This is a genomic window from Shinella zoogloeoides (genome assembly GCF_020883495.1).
In the GTDB taxonomy this organism is placed as follows: Bacteria; Pseudomonadota; Alphaproteobacteria; order Rhizobiales; family Rhizobiaceae; genus Shinella; species Shinella zoogloeoides.
Genome location: NZ_CP086610.1, coordinates 1652268 through 1664982, shown reverse-complemented (window position 1 = coordinate 1664982; position 12715 = coordinate 1652268). Strand labels below are relative to the sequence as shown.

At 64.4% G+C, this 12715-nt stretch carries 11 protein-coding genes; 4 read left to right on the top strand and 7 right to left on the bottom strand.

Features of this window, described 5'->3' with window-relative positions; translation table 11 throughout:
- Positions 1-50: 50 nt before the first annotated feature.
- On the bottom strand, positions 51-2126 hold the full coding sequence (gene parE / locus K8M09_RS08420; protein WP_160784300.1) for a DNA topoisomerase IV subunit B: 2076 nt from the start codon (positions 2124-2126) through the stop codon (positions 51-53).
- Between the two features lie 208 nt (positions 2127-2334).
- Between parE and K8M09_RS08415 the strand changes: the two genes are divergently transcribed.
- On the top strand, positions 2335-3219 hold the full coding sequence (locus K8M09_RS08415) for an alpha/beta hydrolase (RefSeq protein WP_160784299.1): 885 nt from the start codon (positions 2335-2337) through the stop codon (positions 3217-3219).
- Positions 3220-3223: 4 nt separating this feature from the next.
- Here K8M09_RS08415 and K8M09_RS08410 read toward each other — a convergent pair whose 3' ends face one another.
- A complete protein-coding gene (locus tag K8M09_RS08410) occupies positions 3224-3868 on the bottom strand; it encodes a hypothetical protein (protein ID WP_160784298.1) in 645 nt (214 codons plus the stop codon).
- An 11-nt stretch (positions 3869-3879) separates the two neighbouring features.
- The gene (locus tag K8M09_RS08405) at positions 3880-5460 is read right to left on the bottom strand and encodes a caspase family protein (RefSeq protein WP_206366636.1); all 1581 of its coding nucleotides are present in this window, start codon (positions 5458-5460) and stop codon (positions 3880-3882) included.
- A 165-nt stretch (positions 5461-5625) separates the two neighbouring features.
- Between K8M09_RS08405 and tpiA the strand changes: the two genes are divergently transcribed.
- The 3 genes from tpiA to K8M09_RS08390 all read left to right on the top strand — a co-directional run bounded on the left by tpiA (position 5626) and on the right by K8M09_RS08390 (position 8785).
- Complete coding sequence (gene tpiA / locus K8M09_RS08400) at positions 5626-6396, top strand: triose-phosphate isomerase (protein WP_160784297.1); 771 nt, start codon at positions 5626-5628, stop codon at positions 6394-6396.
- 126 nt (positions 6397-6522) lie between these two features.
- Complete coding sequence (gene secG, locus K8M09_RS08395) at positions 6523-7011, top strand: preprotein translocase subunit SecG (RefSeq protein ID WP_160784296.1); 489 nt, start codon at positions 6523-6525, stop codon at positions 7009-7011.
- Between the two features lie 145 nt (positions 7012-7156).
- Entirely contained in the window at positions 7157-8785 is a 1629-nt protein-coding gene (locus K8M09_RS08390; RefSeq protein ID WP_160784295.1) for a CTP synthase, read from the top strand.
- Between the two features lie 88 nt (positions 8786-8873).
- Here the strand turns inward: K8M09_RS08390 and K8M09_RS08385 are convergent, their stop codons facing one another.
- The 4 genes from K8M09_RS08385 to K8M09_RS08370 all read right to left on the bottom strand — a co-directional run bounded on the left by K8M09_RS08385 (position 8874) and on the right by K8M09_RS08370 (position 12678).
- Positions 8874-9287, bottom strand: coding sequence for a BA14K family protein (locus K8M09_RS08385; RefSeq protein ID WP_160784294.1), 414 nt, complete (start codon positions 9285-9287; stop codon positions 8874-8876).
- 233 nt (positions 9288-9520) lie between these two features.
- The gene (locus K8M09_RS08380) at positions 9521-10297 is read right to left on the bottom strand and encodes an amino acid ABC transporter ATP-binding protein (protein WP_160784293.1); all 777 of its coding nucleotides are present in this window, start codon (positions 10295-10297) and stop codon (positions 9521-9523) included.
- A gap of 16 nt (positions 10298-10313) precedes the next feature.
- Positions 10314-11468 carry an amino acid ABC transporter permease gene (locus K8M09_RS08375; protein WP_160784292.1) on the bottom strand — a complete coding sequence of 385 codons (1155 nt, stop codon included), beginning with the start codon at positions 11466-11468 and terminating at the stop codon, positions 10314-10316.
- Between the two features lies 1 nt (position 11469).
- Positions 11470-12678 (bottom strand): amino acid ABC transporter permease, encoded by a 1209-nt coding sequence (locus K8M09_RS08370; protein WP_160784291.1) that lies wholly within the window; start codon positions 12676-12678, stop codon positions 11470-11472.
- Positions 12679-12715: the final 37 nt, after the last annotated feature.

Sequence of the window (12715 nt, the reverse complement as noted above, 5' to 3'; positions counted from 1 at the left end):
ATGGCCCCGGTTAGAGGCCGGCATTGCCGCGAAAGTATGGCGGCAATGCCTCAGATGTCGAGGTTGTCGGCGAAGACGGCGCGCTCCTGGATGAAGCGGAACCGGGCCTCCGGCTTGGTGCCCATCAGGTCGTCCACCGCCGTGCGCGTGCCTTCGAAGTCGACGTCGTCGATAGCCACCTTCAGCAGGGTGCGCTTGGACGGGTCCATCGTCGTTTCCTTGAGCTGCGCCGGCAGCATTTCACCGAGGCCCTTGAAGCGGCCGATCTCCACCTTGCCGCGTCCGTTGAACTCGGTGCGCATCAGCTCCTCGCGATGCGGGTCGTCGCGGGCATAGAGCGTCTTGCCGCCCTGGCTGAGACGGTAGAGCGGCGGCACGGCGAGATAGAGATGCCCGCCGCGAATGAGGTCCGGCATCTCCTGATAGAAGAAGGTGATGAGCAGCGAAGCGATATGCGCGCCGTCGACGTCGGCGTCGGTCATGACGATGACGCGCTCGTAGCGCAGGTCCTCGTCGCGGTATTTCGAGCGCGTGCCGCAGCCGAGCGCCTGCACGAGATCGGAAATCTGCTGGTTGGCGCTGAGCTTTTCGCGGCCGGCGCTGGCGACGTTGAGGATTTTTCCGCGCAGCGGGAGAATCGCCTGATTGGCGCGGTTGCGCGCCTGCTTGGCCGAGCCGCCGGCCGAATCGCCCTCGACGATGAAGAGTTCGGCGCCCTCGGCGGAATTCTGCGAGCAGTCGGCAAGCTTGCCGGGAAGGCGCAGCTTGCGCACGGCCGTCTTGCGGCTCACTTCCTTTTCCTTGCGGCGGCGCATGCGCTCTTCCGCGCGCTCGATCACCCATTCGAGAAGCTTTGCGGCTTCCGCCGGATTGTCGGCAAGATAGTGGTCGAAGGGGTCGCGCAGCGCGTTCTCGACGATGCGCTGGGCCTCGACGGTGGCGAGCTTGTCCTTCGTCTGGCCGACGAATTCCGGCTCGCGGATGAAGACCGAGAGCATGCCGACCGCCGAGATCATCACGTCGTCGGTGGTGATGGCGGCGGCGCGCTTGTTCTGCGTCAGCTCGGCGTAGTTCTTCAGGCCCTTGGTCAGCGCGATGCGCAGGCCCGCCTCGTGCGTGCCGCCGTCGGCCGTGGGGATGGTGTTGCAATAGGAATGGATCAGCGAATCGCCGCCGTACCAGGTGACGGCCCATTCCAGCGAGCCGTGGCCGCCCGACTTCTCGCTCTTGCCGGCGAAGATTTCGCGCGTGACGGTATATTCCTTGCCGAGCGTCGCCTGCAGATAGTCCTTCAGGCCGCCGGGGAAGTGGAAGACGGCCTTCTCCGGCGTTTCCGAGCCTTCCGGCAGCAGGGAGGGATCGCAGCTCCAGCGGATTTCGACGCCGCCGAAGAGATAGGCCTTGGAACGGGCCATGCGGAAGACGCGGCCGGGATCGAAACGGGCATGCGCGCCGAAGATTTCCGGGTCGGGATGGAAGCGCACCTTCGTGCCGCGCCGGTTATGCACGTCGCCGAGTTCTTCCAGGCCGCCGACCGGCTTGCCGCGCGAAAAGCGCTGGCGATAGAGCTTCTTGTTGCGCGCGACCTCGACTTCGAGCTGGTCGGAAAGCGCGTTCACCACCGAGACGCCGACGCCGTGCAGGCCGCCCGAGGTCTCGTAGGCCTTGCCTTCGAACTTGCCGCCGGCATGGAGCACGGTGAGGATGACCTCGAGCGTCGACTTGCCCGGCATCTGCGGGTGGTTCTCGACGGGGATGCCGCGGCCGTTGTCCGTGACGGTCAGGAAGCCTTCGGCGTCGAGATTGACTTCGATGAAATTGGCGTGACCGGCGACGGCTTCGTCCATCGAGTTGTCGATGACTTCGGCGAAGAGGTGGTGCAGCGCCTTCTCGTCCGTGCCGCCGATATACATGCCGGGACGCATGCGCACCGGCTCCAGGCCTTCCAGCACGCGGATGGCCGAGGCATCGTAGCCGCCGGAGCCTTCGGGCTGGACCGGGGCCGGCCGGCTTTCGGCGGCAGGGGCCGGGACAGGCGCGCGCGCGGCCTTGTCCTCCGGCGCGGCGGGCTGCCGGGCGGGTTCGGAAGGCATGTTGGCGAAGAGGTCGTTGTTGTCGTCTTGCATGGGCCGTTCAGAGTTTGTTCCGGTTGCCAGTCCCATATTCCGATATGAAAGGATCGGGGGCTGGCGAAGATCAGGTCGTCGGCGAATCACGGGTGACTCTGCCAGATTCTGCGGGTTTTCGCGATGTCCGGGTATGCCGACGCCTGTGGAGGATTGCGTTGTGCGCGGGCGGATGGCAAGTATCGCCACCCCAAGGGAGCGCCGGTTCATGCCTCAGTCCACAGTTCATTGCCTTCGCCGGCTGCTTTTGGCCGCGACCTTCGCCGCGATGGCGGCCCAGGACGCCGCCGCGCTGACGCTGAAGCCGTGGAAAGACGAGCTTTTCGGCTATGGCCGGCTCATCGAGACGGCGGATGACGGGGCGCTGCGCGTCGTCGATTACGAGGAGATGCGCGACATCAACGGCCGCGACCAGATCCCGGAACGGCGGGTGAAGTCCGCCTATGTCTCCACGGCGGTGAAGAAGGCGCAGCGCAACCTCACGATCGATACGCCCACGGGGCCGCTCGATGTGGCGATGACGGGCAAGGAGGAGGGGGCGGCCTTCACGGTCATCTTCATCCACGGCCGCGGCGGGGACCGGCGGCTTGGCAACAACGACTGGAATTTCGGCGGCAATTTCAACCGCATCAAGAACCTCGCGGTGCAGAACGGCGGCGTCTACTACGCGCCGAGCGTTCCATCCTTCGACGACAAGGGCGCGGCGCTTGTCTCCGGCCTCATCCTGCGCGCCCGGGCGCTTTCGCCGGACAGGCCCGTCATCCTCGCCTGCGCCTCGATGGGCAGCTTCATCTGCGCCCGCGTGGCGCGCGATGCGACGGCGGTGAAGAACCTTGCCGGCATGGTGCTGATGGGCGGGGCGGCGGATGGCGACTATGCCAGGACCGCCGCCTTCAAGGCGAAGCTGCCGGTCTTCTTCGCCCATGGCGACAGCGACAGCGTCTATGCCGCCAACGATCAGGTCGCCGTCTTCCGCAAGCTGCGCAAGGCGGGCATTCCGACGCGCTTCGTGCTGTTCCAGACCGGCGGCCACGGCACGCCCGTGCGCATGACCGACTGGCGCGAGACGCTGAACTGGCTGCTGGCGCAGTAACGCCTTACGTCGAGCGCAGCAGAACCTTGGTCGAGCCGACGGCGGCGGCGATCTGCCGGTAATGGCTCGCCCGCTTCTCGGAGTTTTCCGAGGCGCGCAGAAGCTGCGTCTGCGCTTCCTCTATGACCTGCCGCGCCTGATCCATGGCCTTTTCCAGATTGCGGCGGCGGATGGCCGTATAGGTTTTCGTCGTCTTGATGCGCGCATTGCCGCGCGAGCGGATGCGCGGGGCCTTGGCGTCGACATTGGCGGCCTGGATGCGGCCGAGCCTGCCGGCAGCCTGGCGGACGATCTGCCGGGCCTCGTCATAGGCCGGTCCCTTCGGGATGCGCTGGGCGATGTCGAGAAGGCGCTGGCGCAGGCAGTCGATGCGGTAGACCGGGTCGTAGGCGGCGCATTCCTCGCTCGCCGCACCGATGTTCCGGGCGATCGAGAGGGTGAGGTATTCGGTCGGCGTCGTGGTCTCGATGGAGGTGTGGTTCGAACTCCTGCCGGTCGTCAGTCCGCCGGAGCTTCCGGTGGTGGTCGTCCCGCCACCGCCGCCGGGCGGCGGCGCCACCTGACCGTAGGTCTCCGGCAGGCCGGCGAGCGTGAGCGCCGCGGTGAGAAGCACGGTCTGGATCGAACGCAGGGCTTCCGGTTTCCTCATTGCTATCTCCGCTATTGTGCCTGCCCGAAGGCGATGCGCATGCCGCGCTGGGTGCCTGCGCCGAGATCGCCGTCCAGCGCGCCGGCATAGAACTGGTTGCGCTGCAACTCGGCCTGAAGCGCGCGGCGGGTTTCCGGCTTGAACATGGTCGGGCGGCTGGTGAGCTGCTCCAATACGTCCGAAACGCCGGAGCGCAGCGCCTGATAGAGATAGGCGGCTGCATCCTGCGGCGTCTTTCCGGGGATCATGCCGTCGTCGATCAGCGCGGCGACGTTGAACATGGCCTGCGGATGGCGCAGGTCCGCCGCCTTGACGAAAAGCGCGATGGCCTGCTTTGGATCGCGCGGCAGGCCTTCGGCGCCCTGATAATAGAGGAAGCCGAGGTCGTTGATGGCATCGGCGAAGCCGAGATCGGCGGACTTGCGGTAGAGTTTCAGCGCTTCGGGCACGTTTTGCGGGGTGCCGATACCCTTTTCATGCAGCTTGCCGAGTTCGAACATGGCTTCGGCATCCCCGGCCTCGGCCGCCTTGCTGAACAGCCGGAAGGCCTCGGCGGGCTGGAATTTCGCCGAATCCGGCGAGAGGGCCATATAGCCGAGGCCGATCATGGCGCGGGTGTTGCCTTCTTCGGCAAGGCTCGCGAGCTGCTCGACCTGATCGGGCTTCAGCGCCTGCCACTGGCCGGCCTTGTCGGTTATGGCGGCGACCCTGGCGTCCTCGCCGGCAAGGAAAAAGGGCGCGCCGGAGAGCGAGCCGTAGAAATGCGGCTGCTGGCGGTTGGCCGTCAGCGTCATGACGCGGTCGCGGATCTGGCGAAAGACGAGGCCGATCTCGACATTGGGGCGCGGCAGGCTTTCGAGGATCGCGCTGGTGAAGGGACTGTGTTCGCCTTCGCCGTCGAGCGCCACCTTGCCGCCCTCCGCCGCATAGACGACAAGCATGCCCTGCGAGGGATCGGGTGCGGAAAGCCCGCCGCCGCCCATGGCAGAAGCGCCTGCCACGCCTGCCGCCGCGGTAAAGCCAGGCGAGGCGGGGAAGGGGTTGTTGCGGCAGGAATCGAGGATGACGATGCGCAGCTTGCGGGCATGGGCGACGCTGCCGAGCACCGAGCGCAGGCTGACGGCCCGGTCCGGTATCTTTGCGGGATCGTCGATCTGGATGTCGATGGGGATCAGGTAGTTCTCGCCGGCCGCCTCGACCCCGTGGCCGGCATAATAGACCATGGCGATATCGGCGGTTTCCGATTTGCGGGAGAAGGCGGCGATCGTGTCCTTCATCTGGTCGAGGGGGATATCGACGGCGAGGTCCACCGTGAAGCCGAGCCGTTCGAGCATCGTGGCGACGGCGCGCGCATCCGCCTCGGTGTTGCGCAGCGGCGCGATGGACGTATAGGCGCCCATGCCGACGACGAGCGCGACGCGCTTTGCGCCGATTTCCCGCGAGGCCTCCGCCTCCTCGGCCGTCACGCGGCCGACAGCGGTCTTGATGGGCATCAGGCCGCGCGTCTGCGGCTGGCTCTCCTGCGCCACGGCGGCGCCGGCAAGCAGAAGCGCGACCGCCGCGCCGGCTATAAGGCGTCGTGAGGAAAGCATGCGCCCCATCCATCCTGCATGATCGAGTTCGCCCTGACGATATTACGGTTCAGAAGCCTGCAATATTCAAGCCCGATTCCGGCCCTGCCGCCGCAGAACGCACCTTTTCTTGCCGGCCCCGATTTGCTACGCCCCATGCGGTTGATTTCATGGAAGGGGATGCTCATGACACCGGACGTTACACCGCTCGTCGCCGGAAACTGGAAGATGAACGGCACGCGCGCATCGCTCGACCAGATCAAGGCGATGGCCGAGGGTGTGAAGGGGCCGCTTTCGCAGAAGGTGGAAACGCTGATCTGCCCGCCGGCGACGCTTCTCTATGTGGCGACCGCGCTGTGCGACGACAGCCCGCTGCAGATCGGCGCGCAGGATTGCCACGAGAAGGCCTCCGGCGCGCATACCGGCGATGTCTCCGCCGAGATGATCGCCGATTGCTTTGGCACCCATGTCATCGTCGGCCATTCCGAGCGCCGCACGGATCACGAGGAAAGTGACGCGCTGGTGCGCGCCAAGGCTGAGATCGCCCACCAGAACGATCTCGTCGCCATCGTCTGCATCGGCGAGACCGGCGACGAGCGCAAGGCGGGCAAGACGCTCGACGTGCTGAAGACGCAGCTTGCCGCCTCCGTGCCGGACGGCGCGACCGCGCAAAATACCGTCATCGCCTATGAGCCGGTCTGGGCGATCGGTACGGGCCTGACGCCGACGGCGGCGGATGTGGAGGAGGCGCATGCCTTCATGCGCGCCGAACTGACCGCCCGCTTCGCCGGCGAAGGCGCGAAGATGCGCATTCTCTACGGCGGCTCGGTCAAGCCGGGCAATGCCGGGGAACTGATGGGCGTCGCCAATGTCGACGGCGCGCTGATCGGCGGGGCGAGCTTGAAATCCGACGACTTCCTTGCCATCTACCGTGCATATGAAGCGCTGACGGCCTGAGGCTTTCTCCGCCTGCTCCGCAAAAGGGCGGGCGGATTGGCCGGTAAGGGCTTGGAATGGCGCACGGCTTGGTATATTGAGCCGCAAACCTGAAAATGTGGGCCGTTTGGCCGGGACCTGGAAAACATGCAGACCATCTTGCTCGTCATCTATCTCATGGTCGTCGTCGCGCTGATCGGCGTCGTGCTGATCCAGCGGTCCGAAGGCGGCGGCCTCGGCATCGGCGGCGGCTCCGGCTTCATGTCGGCCCGCGGCACGGCCAATGCCCTGACGCGCACCACGGCGATCCTCGCCACGCTGTTCTTCGTCTTGGCGCTCGGCATGGGCATCTATGCCCGCTACGAGACGCGGCCGACCGATATTCTCGACCGTATTCCGGGCACGACCGGCACGGGCGGCGTCCTCGACGCCCTCGGCGGCGGCGAGCAGAAGCAAGATACGCAGACCAACACGAACCAGACGCCCGCGACGACCGGCACGGATGCCGTTCCGACCGAGGGCGGCGCTGCCACCGGCACCGGCAACACGCCGGCCAATTCCGGCACGGCGACGGGCACCGACACGGGTGCCGCAACGGGGCAGGGCGGCAACGCCGGCGTTCCGAGCGGCCAGTAAGCCGCGAAAACGAAAACAAACCGGCCGGTTGGCGCAAACCAACCGGCCTTCTTCTGTGTAAAACGCCGATTGCGACTTCCGAAATCACGGTCAAGGTGATTTTTCGGTGGCGGAATCGATTTTGAAAAGGTATCCGGTGACTCCCATGGCGCGATATGTATTCATCACAGGCGGCGTGGTTTCTTCCCTCGGAAAAGGCATCGCAGCCGCTGCACTCGGAGCTCTCCTTCAGGCCCGCGGTTACCGCGTTCGCCTGCGGAAGCTGGACCCCTATCTCAATGTCGACCCGGGCACCATGAGCCCGACGCAGCACGGCGAAGTGTTCGTCACCGACGACGGTGCGGAAACCGACCTCGACCTTGGCCATTACGAGCGCTTCACCGGCCGCTCGGCGACCAAGACCGACAACATCACCACCGGCCGCATCTACAAGAACATCATCGACAAGGAACGCCGCGGCGACTATCTCGGTGCGACCGTGCAGGTCATTCCGCACGTCACCAACGAGATCAAGAACTTCGTCACCGAAGGCAATGACGACTACGACTTCGTGCTCTGCGAGATCGGCGGCACGGTGGGCGACATCGAGGCCATGCCCTTCATGGAAGCGATCCGCCAGCTCGGCAACGACCTGCCGCGCGGCACGGCCGTCTATGTCCACCTGACGCTGATGCCCTATATCCCGGCCGCCGGCGAGCTGAAGACCAAGCCGACGCAGCATTCCGTGAAGGAACTGCAGGCGCTCGGCATTCACCCCGATATCCTGCTGGTGCGTGCGGACCGGGAAATCCCGGAAGCCGAACGCAAGAAGCTTTCGCTGTTCTGCAATGTGCGTCCCTCGGCGGTCATCCAGGCGCTCGATGTCGCGTCGATCTACGACGTGCCGCTCGCCTACCACAAGGAAGGCCTCGACGACGAAGTCCTGGCCGCCTTCGGCATCGAACCGGCCCCGAAGCCCCGTCTCGACGCCTGGCAGAAGGTTTCCGACCGCATCAAGACGCCGGAAGGCGAGGTGACCATCGCCATCGTCGGCAAGTACACCGGCCTCAAGGACGCCTACAAGTCGCTGATCGAGGCGCTCTATCACGGCGGCATCGCCAACCACGTCAAGGTCAAGCTCGAGTGGATCGAGTCGGAGGTCTTCGAGAAGGAAGATCCGGCGCCCTATCTCGAGAAGGTGCACGGCATCCTCGTTCCCGGCGGTTTCGGCGAGCGCGGTTCCGAAGGCAAGATCAATGCGGCGCGCTTTGCCCGCGAACGCAAGGTGCCCTATTTCGGCATCTGCTTCGGCATGCAGATGGCGGTCGTGGAAGCGGCGCGCAACCTCGCCGGCATCGGGAAGGCCTCCTCCACCGAATTCGGCAAGACGGCCGAGCCGGTCGTCGGCCTGATGACGGAATGGGTGAAGGGCAACGATCTGGAGAAGCGTTCGGCTTCCGGCGACCTCGGCGGCACGATGCGTCTCGGTGCCTACCGCGCCTCGCTGAAGGGCGGCACGAAGATCGCCGACATCTACGGCACGACGGACATTTCCGAACGCCACCGCCATCGCTACGAGGTTAACGTCGACTACAAGCAGAAGCTTGAAGGCTGCGGCCTCGTCTTCTCCGGCATGTCGCCGGACGGCCTGCTGCCGGAAACGGTGGAATATGCCGACCATCCGTGGTTCATCGGCGTGCAGTATCACCCGGAGCTGAAGAGCCGCCCGCTCGACCCGCATCCGCTCTTCGCCAGCTTCGTGGAAGCGGCGCTGGAGCAGAGCCGGCTCGTTTGAGGCTGGTGACGAACGATCAAGAAAAACCCGGCAGGAATGCCGGGTTTTTTGTTTGCATGCGGCGTGAGAGCCTGACCCCGCGCCATCCCTATCGCGAGTAGGGAGAGATGCAGGCCCTGCGGGGGCCATAGTTGGGCTGGAACGTATTGTCGTAGGCGCGATAGGACCGGTAGCGGTTCGCGCACCAGCTCACATGCGAATCGCCCGTATCGCGATCGTTGGCGATCGCGCCGCCGATCGCGGCACCGAGGCCGAAGGCGGCGAGCGGATACCACCATCCATCCGAATGGCGGCGGTAGCCGGGGCGGTGGTAACGGGAGCCGCGGTGGCCGTGCCAGCGGCGTTCCATCCGGCGGTCGTAATTATACTGCACCTTTTCGACGGCGGACGCCGCTGGAACGGGAACGTTCGGGAAGGTGACCGCCTGCGCGGGAATGGCGGATGTGAGGGCAAGGGCCAAAGAGACGGCGCCTGCGGCAAGGCTGGTTCTGAGCTTCAACATGGTGGAACCTTTCTGCTTCGTTCGCAATCACAACGCGCCGGAGCCGAGCCGGTTCCAAATCCCGGTCAGCGCGTTCGAGCCATGAATGAACCGATCCACCCGGGCGAGGGGTGAGAGCAAGAGAAGGCCGGCAGATACGCCGTGCGATCCTTGTGTCGTAAAATGCCCTCTCTCATGCGCAAACAAAAAGGCGGGCTCGATGGCCCGCCTTTTCTCGTTCGATACCGATCCGCCTAGTGCAGGATCTGGCTGAGGAACAGCTTGGTGCGCTCGTGCTGCGGATTGTCGAAGAACTCGGCCGGCGAATTCTGCTCGACGATCTGGCCCTGGTCCATGAAGATGACGCGGTTGGCGACCTGACGGGCAAAGCCCATTTCGTGCGTCACGCACAGCATGGTCATGCCTTCTTCGGCCAGCGACACCATGGTGTCGAGCACTTCCTTGACCATTTCCGGGTCGAGCGCCGAGGTCGGCTCGTCGAAGAGCATGATCTTCGGCTTCATGCAGAGCGAGCGGGCGATTGCAACGCGCTGTTGCTGGCCGCCGGAGAGCTGGCCCGGATACTTGTTGGCCTGTTCCGGGATCTTGACGCGCTTGAGGTAGTGCATCGCCACTTCCTCGGCATCCTTCTTCGGCATCTTGCGTACCCAGATCGGGGCCAGCGTGCAGTTTTCGAGGATCGTCAGGTGCGGGAAGAGGTTGAAGTGCTGGAACACCATGCCGACTTCGCGGCGCACTTCGTCGATCTTCTTCAGGTCGTTGGTCAGCTCGATGCCGTCGACGACGATCTGGCCCTTCTGGTGCTCTTCCAGACGGTTGATGCAGCGGATCATGGTGGACTTGCCCGAGCCGGACGGGCCGGCGATGACGATGCGCTCGCCCTTCATGACCTTGAGATTGACGTCGCGCAGCACGTGAAAATCGCCGTACCACTTGTTCATGTTGACGATCTCGACGGCGACATCCGTAGCGGAAACCGTCATCTGTTGCGCCTGGGCTTGGTTGGCCATTGTTGTTTCCTCTCAGTTATCTTTTGTGGTTCGTGTCGAGCCGGCGTTCCACGAAAGCCGAGTAGCGCGACATGCCGAAGCAGAAAATCCAGAACGTGAAGCCGGCGAAGATCAGGCCCGTCAGGGGCGTGACCGGCGTGATCCAGCCCGAGTCCCCAAAACTCGCCTTCACGATGCCGAGCAGGTCGTACATCGAGATGATCGTGACGAGGGACGTATCCTTGAACATGCCGATGAAGGTGTTCACGATACCGGGGATCACGAGCTTGATGGCCTGCGGAAGCACGATGAAGGTCATTTTGTGGAAGTAGTTTAGACCAAGAGCATCGGCCGCTTCATATTGTCCTTTCGGAATGGCTTGAAGACCGCCGCGAATAACCTCCGCCATATAGGCGGATGCGAAGATCGACACGCCGATGAGCGCGCGCAGGAACTTGTCGATATTGTTGCCCGGCTCCAGGAACAGCGGCAGCAGCACGCTCGCCATGAAGAGCACGGTGATCAGCGGCACGCCGCGGATCAACTCGATGAAGACGACGCAGACCGTTTTCATCACCGGCATGCTCGACCGTCGCCCGAGCGCCAGCAGGATACCCGCCGGAAGCGAGACCACGATGCCGACGAAGGAGAGCACGAGCGTCACCATCAGGCCGCCCCAGAGCGACGTTTCCACATGCCTGAGACCGAACCAGCCGCCGAGCAGCAGGATGTAGGAGACGATGGGGAAAGCCACCAAGAGCAGGAGGGCGTTCAGCCCCTTGCGCGGCAGCTTCGGCATCAGGAAGGGAACGAGCAGCGCCACGAACAGGGCGACGACCAGCAGCGGACGCCAAAGTTCGTCGCGCGGATAGGAGCCGAACATGAACTGCACGAAGCGGTCGTTCACATAGGCCCAGCACGCGCCGTTCCAGCCGGAGGGCAACTGGCCGCCCTGGTCGACGGTGAGGCAGGCGGTGCGGTCCGTACCGCTCCAGACGGCGGAGAAGAACAGCCAGTTCAGCGCCTTCGGCAGGTAATAGAGGATCGCCGTGATGGCGACGACCGTCAGGATACCGTCTTTCCAGGAGGCGAAGAGGTTGTTGCGAATCCAGGCGACGGCCGATTTTTCGGAAGCCGGCGGTTTTTCGGCCTCCAGGAAGCGGTCGCGCAGATAGGTGATGTTGTCGGTCATCTCAGCGCTCCACCAGGGCCATCTTGGCGTTGAACCAGTTCATGAACAGCGAGGTGATGAGGCTGATCGAGACGTAGATCAGCATCCAGATCGAGATGATCTCGATCGACTTGCCCGACTGGTTGAGGATGGTGCCGCCGACCGCGACGAGGTCGGCGTAACCGACAGCCACCGCGAGCGAGGAGTTCTTGATGAGGTTGAGATATTGCGAGGTGAGCGGCGGGATGATGATCCTGAGCGCCTGCGGCAGCACGACGAGGCGGGTCGTATGACCCGAGCGCAGCCCGAGCGCGAAGGCGGCCTCGGACTGGCCCTTCGGCACGCCGCGGATGCCGGCGCGCACGATTTCTGCGATGAAGGCGGCCGTATAGAGCGACAGCGCGAGGTAGAGCGCCAGGAATTCCGGCCCGATCACCATGCCGCCCTTCATGTTGAAGGAGCCGGGTACGGGATAATCGAGCGTCAGCGGCTGGCCCATCGCGATGAAGACGCCGAGCGGGAAGAGCAGGATGAGCGCGAGATTGACCCACAGCACCGGCGGGCGCTGGCCCGTGGCGCGCTGGCGGGCATTGGCCCAGATCGTGAAGGCGATGGCGGCGATAATGCCGAGCACAAAGGCCCCGAGCACCACCCCGAAGCCTTCGCCGAAGACCGGAGCCGGCATGTAGATGCCGCGGTTGGAGATGAAGAAGACCGCGTCGGGATTATCCTTCACGCTCTGGAAGATGGTGCGGATCGACGGCAGCAGGGCGAGAACGCCGAGATACCAGAAGAAGATGACCAGCAGCGGCGGAATGTTGCGGAAGACTTCCACATAGACCGTGCAGAGCTTGGCGATCAGCCAGTTGTTCGACAGGCGTCCGACACCGACGAGAAGGCCGACGATCGTCGCGGTAACGATGCCGACGGCAGCGACGACCAGCGTGTTGATGAGGGCGACCTGCAGCGCGCGGAAATAGGTCGAATCGCTCGAATAGGCGATCAGCGTCTGCGCGATGTCGAAGCCCGCGCGGCTGTTGAGGAAGCCGAAGCCGGCCGTCATGTTGGCGCGGGCGAGGTTCTGGACGACGTTGTTCCAAGCGTACCAGACGGCGGCGACGATCACCACGAATGTGACGACCTGATAGACGATGCTTCTCAGTGCAGGATTGTAGAGAAGAGATACCTTCGGCGGTTCGCCGGACCCTGTTCGGGCATCCGCAAGAGCCATGCATTTCCCCTGACGTTGTTTCGCCCTGTTTTCCGGG

Bases quoted from the DNA above. Each gene is read 5' to 3' on its own strand.
- secG (WP_160784296.1), top strand. From the start codon at position 6,523: ATGCAGACCATCTTGCTCGTCATCTATCTCATGGTCGTCGTCGCGCTG.
- K8M09_RS08370 (WP_160784291.1), bottom strand. From the start codon at position 12,678: ATGGCTCTTGCGGATGCCCGAACAGGGTCCGGCGAACCGCCGAAGGTA.
- parE (WP_160784300.1), bottom strand. From the start codon at position 2,126: ATGCAAGACGACAACAACGACCTCTTCGCCAACATGCCTTCCGAACCC.
- K8M09_RS08415 (WP_160784299.1), top strand. From the start codon at position 2,335: ATGCCTCAGTCCACAGTTCATTGCCTTCGCCGGCTGCTTTTGGCCGCG.
- K8M09_RS08385 (WP_160784294.1), bottom strand. From the start codon at position 9,287: ATGTTGAAGCTCAGAACCAGCCTTGCCGCAGGCGCCGTCTCTTTGGCC.
- K8M09_RS08390 (WP_160784295.1), top strand. From the start codon at position 7,157: ATGGCGCGATATGTATTCATCACAGGCGGCGTGGTTTCTTCCCTCGGA.
- K8M09_RS08375 (WP_160784292.1), bottom strand. From the start codon at position 11,468: ATGACCGACAACATCACCTATCTGCGCGACCGCTTCCTGGAGGCCGAA.
- K8M09_RS08405 (WP_206366636.1), bottom strand. From the start codon at position 5,460: ATGCTTTCCTCACGACGCCTTATAGCCGGCGCGGCGGTCGCGCTTCTG.
- K8M09_RS08410 (WP_160784298.1), bottom strand. From the start codon at position 3,868: ATGAGGAAACCGGAAGCCCTGCGTTCGATCCAGACCGTGCTTCTCACC.
- K8M09_RS08380 (WP_160784293.1), bottom strand. From the start codon at position 10,297: ATGGCCAACCAAGCCCAGGCGCAACAGATGACGGTTTCCGCTACGGAT.
- tpiA (WP_160784297.1), top strand. From the start codon at position 5,626: ATGACACCGGACGTTACACCGCTCGTCGCCGGAAACTGGAAGATGAAC.